The sequence below is a fragment of the Edwardsiella piscicida genome (assembly GCF_021733145.1).
In the GTDB taxonomy this organism is placed as follows: domain Bacteria; phylum Pseudomonadota; class Gammaproteobacteria; order Enterobacterales; family Enterobacteriaceae; genus Edwardsiella; species Edwardsiella piscicida.
Genome location: NZ_CP090968.1, coordinates 2601109 through 2620807 on the forward strand (window position 1 = coordinate 2601109; position 19699 = coordinate 2620807).

The following is a 19699-nucleotide window of genomic DNA, read 5'->3' on the forward strand; positions in this document are numbered from 1 at the left end:
TAGTAGAAATAAGGGAGGAAGTTAAAAGGAGAAGTAATCTTCTGCGTCAAGTACCATCAATGGCGAGTCACCAACAAACCATGGCGATGAATGAGCAAACTCACCAGAAACCCGCCCCATTGCCGCGCCGATCGAAAAACCATCGCTGCGCTGGTATAGCTTGCGGACCCCACACTGACCAACACCTGTAGGCATATACATTGGCCTGCGAATGCCGGAAACCCCGGTCATACTATTTTGAGCCATACCATTCATATTTAACAGTATTGGCCGTGTTAGCATACGCCACCCTGAGTTATAGGCCAGCACGCCATTATTGTATAGTTCAAGGCCATAGGTATCACGTTGAAGTCCGCTACCTCCATTTCCCGTACCAAAGATAACAACTTTCGCACGAACAGACCTTGGCTCAGCATTACTGATATCTACCGGGTAAAAATTTATTTGCTGTGGCTCTTCATGACACGATATGCAAACAGTAGGATCAGTGGTATAGAAAAACACTACAGAGTTATATCGATTGAATGCCGGATTGATTCTGGACGGAGCCCATCCGTAATCTATGGTTACCTCTCCTCTAAAAAGCTCAGTGCTAAATGATGTATCACCTGTCAACCTAAATAATGCAGACCCATTTAACACCTCCAAACCATATGTGGCTTTCTGCTGCGTTTTAGTCGGCCACGCAATGACAGCATAAAACAGGGCAGGAATACGATAATCGGCGGTATTGGTTGTATCAATAAGCACTCGCCTTGCGCCATCAAGGCGCGAGTATCTCCGATGAAACCCCCACGGCCCTCCTATCGATAACCTGTCATAACCAGCGATGGGGGCACTATTCCAGCAATAGTAATCGTACCCATCAGGAATAACGATCCCTGTATTAAATGGCGCCTTGGCGAGATTTAAGCCATCACCAGGAACTCTTGATACTCCCAAAATTTTTGATACGGTTGTCTCGCTGTTCAGCGTTAGGAAGGAGCCATCATCACGAAAGATTCTCAGACCATAGTCACTCATACCAGCGTTTTCCTCAAATCTCCCAATTTTATAACTGGCCGGCCCGATTCATCATTAATCTGTATCAGATCGCTATCCATCATTAAACCAACGCGGCTATCTTTGTGAGATCGAATGGTGAGCTGTCCATCTGGAGTAACAATAAACCTATCGTTAATATTAAGTGACTTCATGAAAGCCTCATCAATAATAACCTGGCCATTCTGAATGATGAAAGGCAACAACTCGCTGCCATTATTGGGATTCATAACGGCAAAACGATCGGCAAGTATCAGCACTTGGCCAACACCTCCCTCAGCCGTAGCCTGAATCCCGGCAATAACCTTTTTACCGTCTTGTGTGGTCTGAACCTGCATTGACCACATGGCAGACACATCGCCCTTAAGATCTGCCTGCGCCTTGGAAATCACCTGGACAGCAGAAGCGTTGTCTCCTACCTGAGCATTAACATTATCTATCTTCTGGGATAACGCTGCATCCTCCGTCGCAACAGTCTGAGACAACGCCTGCAATTGAGCCTTAGAGTCACCAACAGCAGACTCCAGAACTGTCAATGCCTGATCAACTTTAGCCTCTGAATCATCCAGTGCTTTATTAAACTCATCACGCACCAGATTATTATCAATGCCTTTCAGAAAATCCTGCGTCATCTGACTGGCGGTAATTTTATCTTTCAGAATGTCGAGGACGCCATCAGCATCGCTATTTACCTGACCAACAGCCTCAACGAAAGCAGACTTTCCAACCTGATTAACACTGCGGACGTAAAAGTAATAATCAGTCCCCAACTTCAACAGCTGATCTTTTACCCAATAGCTCGCGATCCCCAACCGCGATGCTTGTGATTCAATCTGTCGCACATCAACAATTCGATTTTCAGAAAACCAAAATTCGAACTGCGTATCTTTCTGGTAATAACTAAGACGCGGATTAACCGTTATCTGAAAATAGCCTGGCGTTAACTCAATAAATGCTGGCGCCTCCGGTGCAGAGATATTGAATTCCACAGATGATGGATCACCTTTCTGACCGAACTGATTAATTGCTCGAACAGACAAATCATATTTACCGAGAGGAAGTGATGAAAAATGATACTCCATGTCGGAGGTTGTCTGCGTTCCAACAACACGATCAGAACGGTTCAGTTTTAGTTCAAACTGCACACCGCTAACCACCCTTGGCGTATCCCACCGCGCAATGGCCTGATATTGACCATCGTCCGGGGTTACCTCTACAGTGAGATGCTCTACGGCTGGAGGAATAGATGAACTATCAGAGCCTGGTTTGGGGTCAAAGCTGGCGCCATTATCAACAATTTCCTCTTTCTCTGGGACATGTTGAATGGCCACAACGCTATAAGTGCCGTCTCGATTATCCTTGATAGATATGCAACGATATAAACGCTGACGCAGGGACGGCAACAGCAATGACCACACGCCCAACTCTTTCAGCCCGACGGGGATACGCTTTAACAACAGCGTATCAGGGGCCGGATGCCCTTCAACATCCAGGCGAACAGGACGGCCATCATCACCAATAGTGTTTACGGTAACCTTACCGTTTGGCAGAGTGACGGCCCTATCCAAAGTAATAGTCCGCCGCGCAACATCAACATGAAGTAATCGCCCGCCAATCTGGTTAGCGGCATAGTCATTATCAGCGACCTCGATCACATCACCCGGTAAATGCTTGAGCCCGTCAGCGCCGACTTTGAAAGATACGGTTTGCACCTCAAGCTTTTCCGTCGTTAAAATCCACAGGCCATGTCGATGCGCTTGTCCTCTGCTTGTACAGCAAAAGGCGTCGACATCGATCTGATTCAACCCATTAGCTGCGATCGATAAATCATCTGATACATACTCAAAATCCTCTTTCCACCCGTTGTCAGGGTTAATCCAACGCACGAGTACCGCATTATGCCTAGATGATTTAGGGCTAAAGGTATACGAGAACTTGCCATCAACCACGTTGGCATTGGTATAGGGCCAAACACAATCAGCAGGGCGATCCTGAATAAAGGTAAGTTGCTGGCCGTTCCAGACGGGCATACACCGCATGATAGAGCAGAAATCACTAATCACCTCATAGGCAGAACGGCGATCGGTGATATAACCATTGCAGCGCATACGCGCCTCTTCACCGCCATAGCCATTAGGCACCATGGCATCAGCATATTGCCCTATTGCGTAAAGAGCCCATTTATCCACGATAACTGAGCCAATTTTTTTACCAAGGCCATAGCGGGGATGAGTCAGCACATCGTATAGGCACCAAGCGGGATTATCTGTCCATCCGGGTTTGAATGAGCCATCCCATATACCACTATATTCCCTGGTCAGCGGGTTATAATTCGCAGGAATTTGCACAATGCGCCCACGGATGTGATAGTTACGACTTGGGATCTCACTACCGTACTGCTCACTGTCAAATGTCAACCCGACAACTGCCGTATTGGGATACTGCTGCTGTACATCAATGATCTCGGTGTAGCTGGCCCACAGCGTTTTGTTTTGTAGTGTGTCGCTGCTGCTGTTAGGTGTATTTCTCACCATTCTGATATCAAACGGACGCGGCGGGAGATCGTCGATCACCAACGCATTCAGATACTGCGATGTTGTTTTCCCTGAGATCGTAATATTTCGCTCTGTCACCCACGCCTTATCCCGCATAATCTGGATCTGCAAATCAACTGACGTTCCAACACGGTCGCCGTTGTCCTTAACCTGCACTAAGGACTGCACACCAAACGTAAAGCGCAGGCGGTCAATGTTTGTAGAGGTAATGGTGCGGGTCAACGATGCGCCGTTTTTAATTTCAGCGTTTACCGGCACCTCCGTTCCCGACCCTTCAAACCCTTTCAGTGCCGGCTGCTCGTTCTCACCAGCTACCCACTGCAGGCTCATACCATTCACATTACTGTTGCCGTTACTGTCCACAGCTGGCGTCATTTTCAACAGGACACTCTGCAGGCCATTAACCGGCCCCTCGATTGGCCCCTCACCGATCGCATCGATAATTGAAACCTTCTGCTTTGATTTCAGGCTATCGGGTTGTTCATAAGGCGTATGCTGCTCGCCCCCACCTTTTCCCATGGCTATGCTCCAGAAACAGAAAAGCCACCCGAAGGTGGCTTATTGAATAGCGCGAAAATTATAACGTCTGCCCAGCTTTACCGAGATCGACATCAGTATCACCGTTGCCATCCCATATACTGACGGACTGCGATATAACCCGCGACCCGGTAAGGATCTCGCCATAGGGAATTGGCATGACATTTCCCTGTGAAACGGCGTTATCCAGGTTGGAGAAATAGCTATTCCCCTTTCCGTTATCGCCCTGTGACGACGCAGGCGTCCGAGGTGTTGGCGTCAGCATTTGAGCAACACCCCCCAACATCATCCCGATACCCGCCGCTGTAAGGGCAGAGCTAATCCCTGTCCAAGATGTCAATAAACCAACAGTAGTGAGCACGGCACCAGCAATGAACTGGAAGATACCGCCTTTCGCCGCACCCTCCATACGCGGAACGATATGCACAATCGCCCCGGGGGGAAGTGGTTCATGCAAACGCTGCATTACTTTGTCTGACGCCACATCATGACCCGCAATGCGTACCTGATACCATCCTTCGCGTAAATGCTGACGCAAGCCACTAATCTGCACTAACAAGGCGTGGAGCCCCTCTGCCGCCGTCATGACCTGTAATTGAATTCTGCGACCAAATCGTTGTAGATCCCCATGAAAGAGGAAGGTTGCCATGCCGTATGTCGCCATAGGCTGTGCATGCGTCGTTGCCATGATCCGGTTAGCTCCTCTCGCTTGCTGAGTTGGTTAGGAAGGTGATGAAGGATAGTCTGCCCACCACAGTAAATGGCGGCATGGTTGGCGACCGAGCATCCATAACAGAACAGCATGATATCGCCTGGCTGCGGCACACCTTTGACTTGCCTAAACCCGGTGGCCACCATATTTTCTAAATAGAGATTTTGACCATGCCGCCACCAGTCATCCTCCCGGCTAAAGTCGGGCATAGCGATCCCAACCAGGTGATAGGCGTCTTGGAATAAGGTGTAACAGTCCATCACCCCATGCGTAAACTTACGCCCTAGCAACGGCGGAACGCAGCGGAATCTCTGGACCGAACCATCACAGATCAACCACCAAGGCAAGGCACTTTGCACTTGGATCAACCGATCTGCGGAGCTCAGAAATGGAGGCCCCTCCGGGTGGCTGTGCACAAGGGCGACAACATCACCTTTAGACTGCGCTGCAAAAAAGTCCTCAGGAGCCATGCGGAAATACTGCGTAGGTTCGATCGAGCTATTTTTAACGGGTAGAAAAATATCACCTTGTTGTGTGCGTACCACATAACCGCACGCTTCAGCTGGCGTACATTGGCTGGCATACGCAACGAGATCATCATCAAACATATGGCTCCCAATGCAAAAAGCCCGACATATAGTCGAGCTTAATAAGAAGTGTTTACTCAATCAATAGAATTGATGGTAAGGCTTATGACTCTCCACTCATCGCTATCAGGCTAATCACAGCAGATATTTCCAACTGGTGCACATGACAGAGCCCCCTTGCATCATATGCTCTTGACCACTGGCACAACCAATTCTCCAAGTCATCCACATCATAATCCTTGCAAGCCAAACCAACCGCTATTTCGACGATCTCGTCTCCTGGGGCGGTAAGTTCATAGCCATTCAATAGCAAAAATACAGCCCCCGCCATCATGGCTGTTCGCTTGTTTGCGTTCGCGAACGGATGATTTTGAATCAAACTTTCAATTAATGAGGCAGCTAAAACAAACATATCATCTGTTTGCTTATAGTACTTGACCATGCTTGGGCGAGCTTGGGAAGATGACAGATTGGATAAATTTAGAACCCCGATAGGCTCATCTGGCGTTTGTGCCTCGATGAGCCTTCGGTTGAGGTAAATCAGATCGTCAACGGATAAGTAGTTTACCGCATCAACTATATCTGCCATGCAGTATTAAACCTTTGAAAGGTCTTGCATTGCTGATGCATATCGGGTGAATGCAAAATCAAAAGCGTTCTTAACTTGATCTGCATGCAAGCATTTTTCGTCGATCGCCGCACGTGGATGAGCCAGCTGAGACTTGTCACGAGGCTGAATGCTCAAGCGAGCGGCCTTTTTCAATGCGTGACTCATGATGATACCCTCTGTATTGCTGCGCAAAGTTACAGCGACGCTGCAACTGAAAACTATGTATGGCTTTGGCTATGTTAAGTACATTTAATACCATTAGTGATATCAGGTCAACATCATGCTGATCATTACTACCACTTAGTCAAGCCCATACATAGCAAAAATCACAGTTATTACGATAACTTACTGATGGACAAGAAGCCACCAAAGCGGCCCATGTTATTACGCAGCTCACACGATTTACGGCACTTCCCACACTTGTCTTTGAGCGGGTCGCTAGTTGTTTTATCAAACTCATCGGCCACAGCCGCCCCCCGGTAACCACACTCATCAGAGCGATATACCCAGGAGCAAATGTCCGCCAACATGGTCCTGCCAGGGAACTGAGCGCCATCAGTCTCTGTCGGAATAGAGAGCGTGAATATAGCCCACTCACAGGTTAGCTCCGACAGCTGCTGAACCTCATAGCGAGATACAACCTCCTCGGTGGGATCTGCCGTAGGATTCCCACGCTCAAAGTTCTCCCCATCCAAAAAGCAGGCATAGACCTGTCTCCGCACTACTCTAGCGCCAACCAAGCCATCATAATCCTCTGCTAGCCCAGTAATCAGGCCAAACAGATTGGATAACTTCATCGTTGGGCGGTTACCGGGCCCCTTGCCATTAAACTCAAATCCATCGCCACCGGCAGGGTATGGTTCATATTTACGCCCCTGCCAGATAATAGCCTTTCCGCGCTCATTAACCCCATCGTGGAAAAAGAAGCGTGTACCGCCAAATGGGGTGAGATCGATCTCCCACAAATCGAGGTGGGGATTTTGCGTAAACTCCCCCAGCTGTCTCAGTGTGCCTTGAGGGATATCTTGCATACAGCCTCCTTATGCCGCCACCTGATCGAACTTGCAGGACACGTCCACATAGTTGTTATAGACCTGCTCAGACCATTCACGACAGACCACACGGATCAGGACGTGTCTCTGCGGAGAGCGCCACAAGAACGCCTTTACAGCGCCTTGACGCCGGAAGAACGCTTCGATCTCCCGAAACTCGTCATGGCTAACGCGGAATACCGGGGAATAACTCTCTAGGATGTGGTTAATGCCAGCTGGCCGCCGCTGCTCATAGCCATCGCCAAATTTAACCACAGTAACGCTGGGCTTAATGGACGCCCCCATAGCTGGCCGTGGCGACCAGTGAAAAGTATCCATATTTATTTATCTCAATAGTAAAAACCCGCCGAATGGCGGGTATATAGTTTGCATTTATTTGCTAAGACTCATATCCCTCGTCTGCACACATTGCATGAGAAATAGAACCTGCTGTGATTCCTCCCTGCGCCCAGTCAATAACGCCACGGCTATTTTTTCTGACCTCAAGCGCTATAAGGGTTTTCCCTACATATCCACCATATGAATTTTTTGAATTAACCCAAGCGCAATATAGTCCACCGCCTTTATAATCCTGCCAAGTATATTTTGCACTGTCAGGATCTTTTAGTTGCGCATTGACAATACCCATAATCACTTGCTTTTCTGATTGCGCCAACTCCCTCGCAATGACAGATGTCGAAACAAACGCCGACACACCACATAGGGCTAACAATATTAATTTTCTCATAACGCCTCCTATCTGTGTTGTGCCCGAATACTGGCACAATCCAGGCGAAAACGCTAAGACCGACGCCGGACGAACTGATCCAGATCGCCGCCATCACGCATTGCATCTTGCAACTTAGCCTCTACCGTGCCGATCACCCACTGTTTAACCTCCTTCGTGAAAGCCGGCTGCTGCGTATTATCGACATCACCTTTGTCTTGATGCACTGATATGGGAACCGAAATGTTCAGCGTAATCGGCGCCTTTGGCGTTGCCACTGACGCAGAGGGTGATGGCGTCGATGGCGATCTTCCGCCAACCAATCCCCCATCAGCATAACCCTTTCCATAAGTCAGTTGATTGAGAAAGCCCAGCATACCCGGCTGCTTTACCACCTCTTGAGGGACAACCCATTCTCCTCGGTGAACGACGCCTGCGACGTCATGCTTTCCGCCATCACCGGTATAGCCACCACTGGACCACCCCATGAGACTGGTTCCGGCTTTAACCAAATTAAATACGGCCATTTTTGCCATCATAGCGGCAATATCAGACAATACCGAGGTTGCAAAGGAGCGGAAATCGCCCTTACCCTTCACAACAAAATTCGCTACCGCGTCCCCCATCGAGTTCATGGTATTCATCGCCGCATCCTGCGCCAGGCTAAAGGAGTTACCTGCAGCCTCTTGCCAGTCCTGTAGCCCTTTTTTCATCCCCTCATAACCATTAGCTTCAATCGTAACTTTTTTATCGTTACTAGCCTGAACTATGGCTATTTGCTCTTGTTCCTGGGCAATTAAATACTCAACCCATTTTTTATAATAGGATGATGTTTTATCAACAGACTCTTTGTCGAGCTGCTCGCGCTGTTTACGAAAATCATCCTGAATGCGCTGGATCTCAACCATCTGATCATAGGTAGCTGGGGTCATGCTCATCTGCGCAATTTTATTGTTATGCTCCTGCTGTAACTGGCGGGTAGACTCGGCCACATCGCGCATCTGCTCCTGGGCTTTCAACGCAATCTGATGCTGCTGCGAAGCTTTCTCCAGGCTGACGTTGATCTGCAGCTGGGCGCGTAGTTGGGCCTCGGCATTCAGCAAGCTCTTCTGACTGGCTGTCAGTATCCGCTTGCTTTTTATCTCTGCCATTTCCTGATTAAAGGCCAACAGCTTTTTCTCAGCGGCGGTCAGATCTTCAGTCGTCGTATTCTGCTGGCGCAGCACCACCTCCTGCTGCTTTAACTCCGCCAGGCGGCGAGTGGCCTCATCATCCTTATAAGCTCCCGTTGCCTTCTTCTGGCGTTCGCTATACATCTTATCGACGCCTTTCAGCGCCTGTGCATACTCGTCAGCCGTCATCCTGCCCGCTTTATAGCGGGCGTTGATTGCATCGGTGAGTTTGATAGCCTCGACTTTCTTATCGGCGCCCGCTTTCATCACAGCCGCGATCTGACTTTCCGTGCGCAGCGTTTCTAACGCCTGCTGCTGCTCATCCTTGAGTTTACGGGTTCGTTCTTCGGCTTTGGCCTTATCATCGGCCGCGGAGGATGAGGCGGCCTTAATCTGCGGTATCTGCGCAGATAACAGGCCAAACTCCCCCATCGCAACGTTGGCGCCGCGCCAGCCCAACGCCAGCTGCTTCAGCGACTCAGTCTGTTCATCTGTCAGGCGCTTCTGCTCTTCCAGATTGCGCTTGGCCGCCTCAGCAGCCTCCTTTTGCGCCAGATCACCGGCAGCGACCTTTTCCCCCCGGCGCTCCAGCGCGGAAATCTGCTGGATGATGGTTTCATTTAACACCACGCCCTGCTGCGTCAACTGCTCCATGGCACGTAGCGGATCATCACGCAGGGCGCTCAGCTGGCTGACCAACTCATCAGCACTGCCGCCGGCTTCATCTATCTGCCTGGCCAGATCGGCAACCTCAGTCAGTGCCCCTCCGGAGAACCCAGCGGATACTGTTACCAACGGTGCGAAAGTGATCCATATCCGACGCCTGAAATTAGATCCAGGGGTTAATCTGCTCTCCTGATTCGGGAGAGCTTATGGTCACTTTTGAGACAGTTATGGAAATTAAAATCCTGCATAAGCAGGGTATGAGCAGTCGGGCGATCGCCAGGGAACTGGGTATCTCCCGTAACACCGTAAAGCGTTATCTGCGTGCGCAGTCTGAGCCGCCAAAATATACGCCGCGTCCCGCAACCGCTTCACTCCTGGATGAATACCGGGACTATATTCGGCAACGCATCGCCGATGCTCATCCTTATAAAATCCCTGCAACGGTCATCGCCCGCGAGATCACGGAGCAGGGTTATCGTGGTGGCATGACCATCCTGAGAGAGTTCATACGTTCACTTGCCATTCCTCAGGAACAGGAGCCTGTCGTGCGCTTCGAAACAGAGCCAGGACGACAGATGCAGGTTGACTGGGGCACCATGCGTAATGGCAAATCACCACTTCATGTGTTCGTTGCCGTTCTGGGGTTCAGCAGAATGCTGTATATCGAGTTCACTGACAATATGCGCTACGACACCCTGGAAGAATGCCACCGTAATGCGTTCAGCTTCTTCGGTGGCGTACCGCGTGAAGTGCTCTACGACAACATGAAAACGGTAGTGCTACAGCGCGATGCTTATCGGGCCGGGCAACACCGGTTCAACCCTTCACTGTGGCAGTTCGGCAAAGAGATGGGCTTCTCTCCACGGCTGTGCCGCCCCTTCAGAGCACAGACTAAAGGCAAGGTGGAGCGGATGGTGCAGTACACCCGCAACAGCTTCTACATCCCGCTAATGACTCGCCTGCGTCCGTTGGGGATCACCGTCGATGTTGAAACAGCCAACCGCTACGGCCTGCGCTGGTTGCACGATGTCGCTAACCAGCGCAGGCACGAAACAATACAGACCCGTCCCTGCGATCGCTGGATCGAAGAGCAGCAGTCCATGCTGGCTCTACCGACGGAGAAAAAACAGTATGACGTGCAGGTAGACGAAAGCCTGGTGACCTTCGACAGGCAGCCACTGCACCACCCGCTATCCATCTATGACACGTTCTGCAGAGGAGCCGCATGATGGTGGAACTGCAACATCAACGGCTGATGGTGCTTGCCGAACAGCTGCAACTGGACAGTCTGATCAGCGCAGCGCCAGCCCTGTCACAGCAGGCAGTGGAGCAGGAATGGAGTTACATGGACTTCCTGGAGCATCTGCTTCACGAAGAGAAACTGGCCCGACATCAGCGTAAACAGGCAATGTATACCCGGATGGCGGCCTTCCCGGCAGTGAAAACGTTCGAAGAATACGACTTTACCTTCGCCACCGGTGCGCCGCAGAAGCAGATCCAGTCGCTGCGTTCACTGAGCTTCATAGAGCGCAACGAAAACATCGTGTTGCTGGGGCCATCCGGCGTGGGGAAAACGCATCTGGCAATAGCAATGGGCTACGAAGCGGTACGGGCGGGTATCAAGGTTCGCTTCACTACGGCGGCGGATCTCTTGCTTCAGCTGTCCACGGCACAACGCCAGGGGCGCTATAAAACAACGCTTCACCGTGGCGTGATGGCACCAAAGCTGCTCATCATCGATGAAATAGGCTACCTGCCGTTCAGCCAGGAAGAAGCCAAGCTGTTCTTCCAGGTCATCGCCAAACGTTATGAAAAGAGCGCGATGATCCTGACCTCCAACCTGCCGTTCGGGCAGTGGGATCAGACGTTCGCCGGTGATGCGGCGCTAACATCCGCGATGCTGGACCGGATCTTACACCACTCACACGTTGTTCAAATAAAAGGAGAGAGTTATCGACTGAAACAGAAACGAAAGGCCGGGGTTATCGCTGAAGCTAATCCTGAGTAAAACGGTGGATCAATATTAGACCGTCGGTGGAGATGTAAGTGGATCACTTTTTACCCGTCGTTGACACACAGTGCGTTCGGCTATTGAGATTGCGCATCGTGTTGATTGGGATTTTCGTGAAGCGGAGCGTGTAGCTAAAGAAGTTGCCGCTGCTGGCATCGGTAAGGGGGAGTGAGGCATGAGTTATTCAACAGTGGTTTCAGTATGGCCCGGCGAAAAATCAGAGGAACTGGAAGAGTTGCAGAATGCTTATGGTAGTGGTCCGGTCATCTGGAATGACATGGCTGTACGCTATCTCGGTATGGCCAGAAACTCTTACACCTGGGAGATCGATAAAGTCTGGCCCTTACCTAAACGCATGGATATCCCCGAACATAATCGCGCTGTGCTGGCGATGACGTACGACAACATGATCGTAGTTCGAGAAGACTATGCCCGCGCTGCGCAATGCATTCGCCAGTATCTAATTGATTTCCCCGTGGACGAAAGATACGTCAATCACTGGCCTCGAATTGCTGAAATTTTCGAGAGCAATCCTGAATCACCAGCAATTGGTTTATGGCTCACATCTGTTTGCGAAAACCCATTTGCTGGGGAATGGAATGAAGATGCTGATGAGTACGATCAGCAAGATTGGTCGAAATACTGGAATGTATTTGAATGGCTGGACGCTGGCGCCAGTAAGGGGGAGTGAGATGGCAGAGCAAGCAGTTTTAGATATGTGCTGCGGTAGCCGCATGTTCTGGTTCGACAAGCAGAACGAGCGCGCTGTTTTTAGCGATATTCGCGCCGAACAGCACACCCTTTGCGACGGGCGTAGCCTAGTCATAAACCCTGACGTGATTGCTGACTTCCGCGCGCTACCGTTCGGCGATGCTTCTTTCCCTGTGGTTGTATTCGATCCGCCGCATCTTGAGCGCGTCGGTGAAAACGCCTGGATGGGTAAAAAATACGGTCGGCTGAACAAAGAAACCTGGCGCGATGACCTACGCGCCGGATTTCGCGAAGCCTTCCGAGTGCTGCGGCCACAAGGCGTTCTTATCTTCAAATGGAATGAAACCCAGATACCGGTAAGCCAGATTTTAGCGCTTACAGACGAGAAACCGGCGATTGGCCAGCGCACCGGGAAGGGCGACAAGACCCACTGGATCATTTTTGTAAAGGACTAACCCATGACCACTATTACCAAAGAACAGGCACAGAAAATCATCGATGCCGCCGATGATGTTATTTCCGCATTAGCTGGCACTAACGATGATATTCATCCAGAGAGTGAGACGATGATTCACGCATACGACTACCTGAACGACGTTGCGGCACCGCCTGCAGTTGTGCGCGAACTGGCGCGCATCGCGCTGGCGTCGCTGGAGGCTGCAAAAAGCGACAATCCTATCCATGATTTGTTTTTGCGGGCAAAGGCACTGATGTACCAATCGGGCGGCTCGCCAATCGAAAACTCACTAAATCCTGTTGACGCATGGCTGTTTGAAGCGGAGCGCTCCGGGCTGCCGGTAGCGCCACTCTACACCGCCCAGCCAGCGCCGGCAGTTATAGATGAGCGAGCATTGTTCGACGCGTGGAATAACGAAGACAACCTTCCAATTGCAGGAGTTGGTGCGAAAAACGCTGCCTGGTTAGCATGGCAGGAACGAGCCAAGATGGGAAACCAGCCAGCACCTGAACTGAAAATGGCGCACCTGATTAACAAATTTTATGAGCGCTATCCGCTGAACACCTTCAAAAGCGATTCACGCAGCGAAGCATTGGGTTATTTCATGGCTGGCGCTGAGTTGCAGTGTTTTGGTGAGTTTATTAATTATGCTGAATTGCTGGGTGATGAATAATGAAACTCACAAAAGAGCGCCTGCAGGAGATTGTAGAAGATGGCTTCCTGAAGCACGGGGAAAGCAAAGAGCTGGCGCGTATCGCGCTGGCTAAAAAACTGAATCTGGAAATCATCCATCAGACTACAAAGGCGGCCAGCGATGACTAAAGACGTCGTTATCGATACCGAAACCATGGATACCGTGCCGAGCGCCCTGCTGCTCTCTATCGGGGCTTTTGCAGTAGATGTCAGCAATCTGGAGGATACCCAGGCCAACATCCTGAAGGTATCCCGCGATATCGATCTGCAGGACTTCTCCGTGCTGGCTTTTTATACCCGGCTCGACGCCACAGATCAGCTGATGCTGGGCCGAACCGTCAGCCAAAAAACCCAGACGTGGTGGAAAGACCAGGCCGAGGATGCACACGAAGCTCTAACCGGCGATCGCGTAGCCCTCAGCGAAGCCCTGATCGGCCTCTCTCGCTGGCTGGATTATCACCCCGGTGCCAGGGTGTTTTTTCGTGGGCCAGATTTTGATGGCGCCATTCTGGAGAACGCCTACCGCATGTGCGGTCTGGAGTGTCCATGGCGTTACAACGGCAAGCGCGACGTTAGGACATACATCGATACCAAGGTCCCAACCCGCGGGCGTAAGGGCTATTTAGAGGGGCACCAGCCGTGCTTCCAGATGATTAAGCACCATGCGCTTCATGACGCTATGAATGACGCAGAACAGATGGCCATCGCGTATCAGGAGGCGTGTTAATGGAAACCTTTGCTAAATACTCAGCCACCGATTGGATGATCATGCTTCAGGTTGTAATCATCTGGCTCTGGATGAGCATCAAAGCGTGGCAATGGGTTTTCGCCATAGCCTTGCGTAAAGGCTGGCGGTGGTGGAATAGGAAAGACGATAAATCACTGGCCCTAGAATCATTTTGCGAGGCGTTCAACCTTGAGGCTATTCAGCCAGGGCGCTCCATAGTAGTCAAAACCAAAGGTGACATGCTGATTCTCATCAGCAGGACAAAGGAGGTCAGCAATGGCTAACTCATTCAAGAAGATGTCCCGAAAAGGTGGCCCTATCTCTCGCCGTGACAGCGGAATGTTCATCAGCCTGGATAATATCCACGTACAGGAAGGGTTTAACAAGCGTATTGATGATGAGCGGACGCAGCAGGCTGATGATGATCTATTTCAGTTCCTGTTTTCCGGCGGAACGGTGCCGCCGCTTGAGGTCCGTCCACGCGATGAGGGCGGTGTATGGGTCGTAGAGGGGCACCGCCGCATTCGAGCGTATCGCCGGGTAAGAGAGGCTGGCAAACCCATCGAACTGATCGCCATTGCTCCCTTCACGGGCAGCGATGTGGAGCGCGTAGCGCGCATCATGACCAGCAACAACCAATTGCCGCTGACGCAGTTCGAACAAAGCCTCGTTGTGAAGGAGCTGGCCGCGTTCAATCTGACACCAGATGAGATCGCCAAGCTGATCCACAAAAGCCGCGCAACCGTAGACAAACTGCTGATCCTCAGCGCGTCGAATTACGACGTACAGCAGCTGGTGAAAGACGGCGAGGTAGCTATGGATGTAGCAGTCGATCGCGTGAAGGAGCACGGGGAGAGCGCCGGGGATGTACTGCAGGAGGATGTGAAGCGGGCGAAAGCCCAGGGAAAAAAGAAAGTCACCCGCAGCGTCACCGGCAGCCAGTTTAGCGCAACACGCGCACGCCGGCTGGTCGAGCTGCTCAGCGATGCCGAGATCGATGGGGATGGACGCACCCTGGTCCTGCGGGAAGGGGTTGGTGAAGAGGTGCTGAAGATTATCAACGAATACATGCATAGATAGATCTGCTGGCGCAGACGCACTGAACACTTAGGCAATCAGATCAGGAAAAAATGACAGGTTCGATTCCCTGTCCGGAGATAAAATCATGACACATAATATGACCCCAGATTCGCTCGTTGATTTGAAATTCATCATGGCGGATACTGGCTTCGGGAAAACCTTCATTTATGACCGAGTGAAGGATGGAACCCTGGTAAAACCTGAGAAGATTCATGGACGTTCACGCTGGCGCTATCGCGACCACTGTGAATTTAAGAATCGCCTCCTGTCCAGCTCCAATGGGTAAAATTACGGGTAAAAAATTTAACGAACCCGTAAAAATCATTTTATATCAATTCCCTGTATAGCAACTTCGACGTATGCAGGGAACGCCATGAGTACCGCTTCTGAAGTCTACCAAACCAATCACGTATCCAGAGAATCAGTAAAACAGCTTCAATACTGGATAATGGAACGCGTGGTTAACCTTTCGCCTTAAGCACTGCAGAGCTTTATCGACTTGAGTTTTAGACCGATAGCCTGTCTATATGCAGCTCAAATCTCCCTCGCGCCAGCCAACGAGAAGAGACGTCAATACCGAGATAAAAACACCGTTCTGGGTTGAAATCTCGCACCGGGCCACTAAACGCTCCACGGTGAAAGCCTCCAGTGACAACACGTGAGCGCCCTGGCAACATCGACCGCCAAGTACCTTGAAGATACCCCCGTAGCCAATCAGTATCTGAGAGACTGGATTGATGGCTAGAAAAAATGCTCACCACCGCGTAATAATAGAAACGACCATTCTCCGCATCAAGATGCTACCCGGAGCGCATCTGAATTTGCATGACGGTGCGAAATATATTGTAAACTCTCTTCCATCCCCCGGTGCCAGCAAGGCTTTGTCACTAACGATTTATTAGTACACTATCTTGCTCTTTTACTTATTTTTAGTGCAATAGACCAGACAGAAACGCTCCCAACTTACCTTCTATATTACTGTCGATCGTACATAACCTGAGCAATGGCAGGTTACATTTCTTCAATATACTGTTCTTAAGTTCATCGCGCTCAATCTGTGGGCTTTCCAGATGATATCCGCCATCTACTTCAATAACACCCAACGGAGTCTTACCAACCTTATAGTAAATAACAAAATCACAGCTGGCCCGGTTATGCATAAATGACAGTTCTCTGGGGGTAAATTCACCCAACTCCAACGATACCAACTGGTTCAATGCTATCTGTGAATGGAACATCATGTTTCGATAGTTATCCAGTGATAATGCATCCCGCAGCAGGCTAGCAACAATCTGCTCTGACTTAAAATTAGAATCATCTGGGTTCAGCTGGATATTTAACCGTTCCAGTGATTTATCATACTCGCTATACAGCAAATCAAACGCAGATATCACTGGGCTCTCGCAAATATCCTCATCGTTAGCATAATATTTGATGTAACGAATCAGTGCAGCAATATGCTTGCCGTGATTTTCAAAGACATCATCTCCTGTCACTAGGGTAAATTTTTTTCGAGCTCTAGAAACTGCGACGTTCACCAGATTAGGGTCATCAACAAACATAATATTCTTACTTTGCTGACTACTGTGTTTTCTATCCAGAACGGTTGAGAAAACGATCTCATCACACTCTCTTCCTTGAAATTTATGCACCGTCGATTTCACAAAGTCAGCAGGTAGCACAGTTTCAGCTAGATTAACCTGTGCATTATAAGGGGCAATATATCCTCTACTGCTTTTTTCATCCCAGGAATGTTCCTCTATTGATTCAAGCTCCCTGAGGTTAGAGAAATTGCGGGTATGGTTTCCTTTTGCCGTAATCACCAAAGATAATGATGACTCGCCTGAGTCTGTTGTCAGCGGGATCAGTGTATTATCATAAAACTGCTTATTACAGAACTGAATTATTTTAGGGTGACAGCGATAATGTTCTTTCAAAAGCGTTACCGGTGCAGTTTTCCCAAATAAAATACAGAGAGAATCAAGAAGGCTATTCGTCACGCAATTATAGTATTCTGTCGGTGGAATACTTGAGCTAAATACAGGAACATGCGGGAGCTGCTTGCGATCCCCTACAACAATCACATTTCGGGCACACCCTAACCCCAAAATGCCTGGAACAATATCTTGCTGCGAGGCCTCATCGATGATTACATAATCAAGAATAGCCCCATTCCCAAGAGAGTTGATAATGGAATGGGTGCTACTTCCGATAATAGGAAAGCGTTTTATAAATTGGTTAAAGTTATCTTTATACGTCTCTGCGAAAAATGACTTTGTTATTGGAATGCTTTTTTTTAAATATCCTTTCAAATAATCCATCGATAGCGACACAAGCTGGCCTAGCAAAGTATTAAAATCTGATGTAGCTAATATAACATTATACTCATCTAGAGATTTTTGTTTTTCCTGAATGGATTTTTTATAAAAAGATAACTGAAGAGAAGTGAAAATCCCCAGTCTTTTCTCCTGGTTCTTCAGTGGCTTTACTCTTATAATTCTAAAATTCAGAAATAAATCAATTCTATTTTTAAACCCAACCCGCCGCCCAGAAAGATAATGAATGTAAGCCATCAGGTCAGCTGTTTTCCGAGAGGAAAAATGGTGGCTACTAGCAAAAGACTCCTCAGATAGGAGATTCCTCTCCTGCCATTGCTGCAAGTATTTATGCTCAATATTCAGCTCATCAATTTCCGCTTTCAACAAAGCAACTTGATTGATGGCGTTTAGATATTTTTTCACCTGTTGAAGAACATCGTCAATTACACCTATTGGCGGAGAATCTGATAATACTTCATCAGGTATCAAGGATAGTGTAGAAAAAAATCGCTGTCTATTTTCCGAACTCCCCAGTCGGGCAATCAGATATCCCAGCCCTTGCTTATCCATTTTCTCATAAACATTACTGACTGCTGTGTTATTGTTGGATAAAATCGCCACTGTTTTATTTTGAATCAATATGTTCGCAACAATATTGAGAATGGTCTGCGTTTTACCGGTTCCTGGAGGCCCTTCGATAATTGAAATCTGTGAAGAGAATGCCCGTTCGACTGCCAGTAATTGACTTTCATTAAGACCGAATGGAAAAATCAAATTTCCCGAAAAATCACGCTTTTTATTCTGTCCTGAACAGTATGCATGCAAGGCAGTATCAGGATGAGGAACAATTCTCTTTATCTGACGAAGGACATTCTCAGCAATACTCCTATCGTTTCCACGAGCATCACTAATACGCTCTTCAGCTATACGACAAAAATAGTCAAACACAGCATGTTCTGTGAAATTTGAACACGCCTGAAAATTAAGCCCTGCGGTTTTCATAATGTAGGGTTTGTCATTTCCCGAGTAGTAAACAACCGCATATTTATTGCCATAGAGAATAACCCGTTCAGCCCGAGATGTTACAGCAAAGCCTTTCCGTTCAAGAAACACATTGTGCAGGGTGCTAGTCGGCGTTATCTGGCATACAGAAAGCGGACGGGTATATTTTTTTCCGCTACGGAAATGGCAGGTCAGCATAACATCCCCATTACCATATCCAGACCATAAAGTCCAATCTGATATTTTATTGGTTTTATTTTCCCCGTCAACGCAAATCGTAACCATATTATCATCCAATCATCATTGATTAACTTACGGAAAAACCGTTAGGACACGCTGAGATCTTATCCTAAATGGAGTTAACCATTTTCTCTTTTAGAGGGAGTTTTACCCCAACACACTTTACCGCCGATTGACAACCTGGATTACTCTACCTCGTAGGCTATTTCATCCGTCCGGATCACTCATTTCTGAATATAGCACTCTCAGCAGAGGATCTTATCCTAGGATACTGGTGCCAAACCTCGTCAGGCCCATTCCCCAGCCTAGGCTAAAATAGCGCACGAGATACATCCCGGCAGCAGCCCATTCATCCATATCATATATTCGCATCAATGCCATTCCCAGCGCCATCCACGCGCTATCCCTTACCCCGCTTCAGCTGGGGCGCCGAACCGCTCCCCGCCCCGACGATTCTACTCTCCTCTCGCCAATAATTTATATAGATCGGCGTATGAAAAGTCATATTCTCCACATAAATAACTGTATGTTGAGATCACCTCAGCATAAAAGCCTACCTGATAGAGGCCAGCTTGCCCCTGCAGGGGGTCGACATTGCGGATACGGCTCAGTATTTGAACCTCTTCAATCCAGACTGGGACTGGCTCCTTAATTCAACCTGAAACGCTGGACAATACGGAGCACTGCGTTAACAGCTTCAATTTTAAACACCCCGAGATAACGCTCCCCATCATGAGCTCCTCGCATTAGGTCATCTTAATGACGAGGAAAGGCCTTTTAAAATCCTTGGTGATTCAATCACATCAAAAAGCATCATCAACA

21 protein-coding genes are annotated in these 19699 nt (G+C 49.1%); 10 read left to right on the forward strand and 11 right to left on the reverse strand.

All coding sequences use genetic code 11. The features are described from left to right. Positions 1 to 21 precede the first annotated feature (21 nt). From L1P05_RS11795 to L1P05_RS11840, 10 genes are all read right to left on the reverse strand, one after another. Positions 22 to 1023 (reverse strand): hypothetical protein, encoded by a 1002-nt coding sequence (locus L1P05_RS11795; protein WP_012849300.1) that lies wholly within the window; start codon positions 1021 to 1023, stop codon positions 22 to 24. Next, positions 1020 to 4115, reverse strand: a complete 3096-nt coding sequence (locus L1P05_RS11800; protein WP_012849301.1) for a TipJ family phage tail tip protein — start codon at positions 4113 to 4115, stop codon at positions 1020 to 1022. Before L1P05_RS11800 ends, L1P05_RS11795 begins: the two co-directional genes overlap by 4 nt. Before the next feature lie 58 nt (positions 4116 to 4173). Continuing rightward, positions 4174 to 4821, reverse strand: coding sequence for a tail assembly protein (locus L1P05_RS11805; protein WP_041692532.1), 648 nt, complete (start codon positions 4819 to 4821; stop codon positions 4174 to 4176). Next, positions 4716 to 5453, reverse strand: a complete 738-nt coding sequence (locus tag L1P05_RS11810; RefSeq protein ID WP_041692533.1) for a C40 family peptidase — start codon at positions 5451 to 5453, stop codon at positions 4716 to 4718. The genes L1P05_RS11805 and L1P05_RS11810 overlap by 106 nt, the downstream gene beginning before the upstream one ends. 82 nt (positions 5454 to 5535) lie before the next feature. Further along, entirely contained in the window at positions 5536 to 6021 is a 486-nt protein-coding gene (locus tag L1P05_RS11815; RefSeq protein ID WP_034168785.1) for a type II toxin-antitoxin system death-on-curing family toxin, read from the reverse strand. 6 nt (positions 6022 to 6027) lie between these two features. Beyond that, positions 6028 to 6207, reverse strand: a complete 180-nt coding sequence (locus L1P05_RS11820) for a hypothetical protein (protein ID WP_071818528.1) — start codon at positions 6205 to 6207, stop codon at positions 6028 to 6030. 170 nt (positions 6208 to 6377) lie between these two features. Further along, positions 6378 to 7073: a phage minor tail protein L gene (locus L1P05_RS11825; protein WP_012849305.1), complete on the reverse strand. Its 696-nt coding sequence runs from the start codon at positions 7071 to 7073 to the stop codon at positions 6378 to 6380. Positions 7074 to 7082: 9 nt separating this feature from the next. Next, complete coding sequence (locus L1P05_RS11830) at positions 7083 to 7412, reverse strand: phage tail protein (protein WP_015461979.1); 330 nt, start codon at positions 7410 to 7412, stop codon at positions 7083 to 7085. A gap of 61 nt (positions 7413 to 7473) precedes the next feature. Continuing rightward, positions 7474 to 7821: a hypothetical protein gene (locus tag L1P05_RS11835; RefSeq protein ID WP_071818529.1), complete on the reverse strand. Its 348-nt coding sequence runs from the start codon at positions 7819 to 7821 to the stop codon at positions 7474 to 7476. Positions 7822 to 7874: 53 nt separating this feature from the next. Further along, positions 7875 to 9767: a phage tail tape measure protein gene (locus L1P05_RS11840; RefSeq protein WP_012849306.1), complete on the reverse strand. Its 1893-nt coding sequence runs from the start codon at positions 9765 to 9767 to the stop codon at positions 7875 to 7877. A 77-nt stretch (positions 9768 to 9844) separates the two neighbouring features. Between L1P05_RS11840 and istA the strand changes: the two genes are divergently transcribed. From istA to L1P05_RS11890, 10 genes are all read left to right on the forward strand, one after another. Then, positions 9845 to 10867 (forward strand): IS21 family transposase, encoded by a 1023-nt coding sequence (istA, locus tag L1P05_RS11845; RefSeq protein WP_012846921.1) that lies wholly within the window; start codon positions 9845 to 9847, stop codon positions 10865 to 10867. Further along, positions 10864 to 11646 (forward strand): IS21-like element ISSen3 family helper ATPase IstB, encoded by a 783-nt coding sequence (istB, locus tag L1P05_RS11850; RefSeq protein WP_012846920.1) that lies wholly within the window; start codon positions 10864 to 10866, stop codon positions 11644 to 11646. Before istA ends, istB begins: the two co-directional genes overlap by 4 nt. A gap of 178 nt (positions 11647 to 11824) precedes the next feature. Next, on the forward strand, positions 11825 to 12340 hold the full coding sequence (locus tag L1P05_RS11855; RefSeq protein WP_041692534.1) for a hypothetical protein: 516 nt from the start codon (positions 11825 to 11827) through the stop codon (positions 12338 to 12340). 1 nt (position 12341) lies between these two features. Beyond that, positions 12342 to 12815 (forward strand): class I SAM-dependent methyltransferase, encoded by a 474-nt coding sequence (locus L1P05_RS11860; RefSeq protein WP_012849308.1) that lies wholly within the window; start codon positions 12342 to 12344, stop codon positions 12813 to 12815. A 3-nt stretch (positions 12816 to 12818) separates the two neighbouring features. Further along, complete coding sequence (locus tag L1P05_RS11865) at positions 12819 to 13490, forward strand: hypothetical protein (protein WP_012849309.1); 672 nt, start codon at positions 12819 to 12821, stop codon at positions 13488 to 13490. Then, positions 13490 to 13639, forward strand: coding sequence for a hypothetical protein (locus tag L1P05_RS11870; RefSeq protein WP_012849310.1), 150 nt, complete (start codon positions 13490 to 13492; stop codon positions 13637 to 13639). Before L1P05_RS11865 ends, L1P05_RS11870 begins: the two co-directional genes overlap by 1 nt. Beyond that, a complete protein-coding gene (locus L1P05_RS11875; RefSeq protein ID WP_012849311.1) occupies positions 13632 to 14237 on the forward strand; it encodes a 3'-5' exonuclease in 606 nt (201 codons plus the stop codon). Before L1P05_RS11870 ends, L1P05_RS11875 begins: the two co-directional genes overlap by 8 nt. Beyond that, positions 14237 to 14521, forward strand: a complete 285-nt coding sequence (locus L1P05_RS11880; RefSeq protein WP_014526507.1) for a DUF4752 family protein — start codon at positions 14237 to 14239, stop codon at positions 14519 to 14521. Before L1P05_RS11875 ends, L1P05_RS11880 begins: the two co-directional genes overlap by 1 nt. Beyond that, positions 14514 to 15317 (forward strand): hypothetical protein, encoded by an 804-nt coding sequence (locus L1P05_RS11885; protein WP_012849312.1) that lies wholly within the window; start codon positions 14514 to 14516, stop codon positions 15315 to 15317. The genes L1P05_RS11880 and L1P05_RS11885 overlap by 8 nt, the downstream gene beginning before the upstream one ends. 85 nt (positions 15318 to 15402) lie before the next feature. Further along, on the forward strand, positions 15403 to 15603 hold the full coding sequence (locus L1P05_RS11890; protein ID WP_045475097.1) for a helix-turn-helix transcriptional regulator: 201 nt from the start codon (positions 15403 to 15405) through the stop codon (positions 15601 to 15603). A gap of 643 nt (positions 15604 to 16246) precedes the next feature. On the opposite strand, the gene L1P05_RS11895 is transcribed toward L1P05_RS11890, so the two are convergent. Further along, positions 16247 to 18922, reverse strand: coding sequence for a DEAD/DEAH box helicase (locus tag L1P05_RS11895; protein ID WP_015683420.1), 2676 nt, complete (start codon positions 18920 to 18922; stop codon positions 16247 to 16249). Between the last annotated feature and the right edge of the window lie 777 nt (positions 18923 to 19699).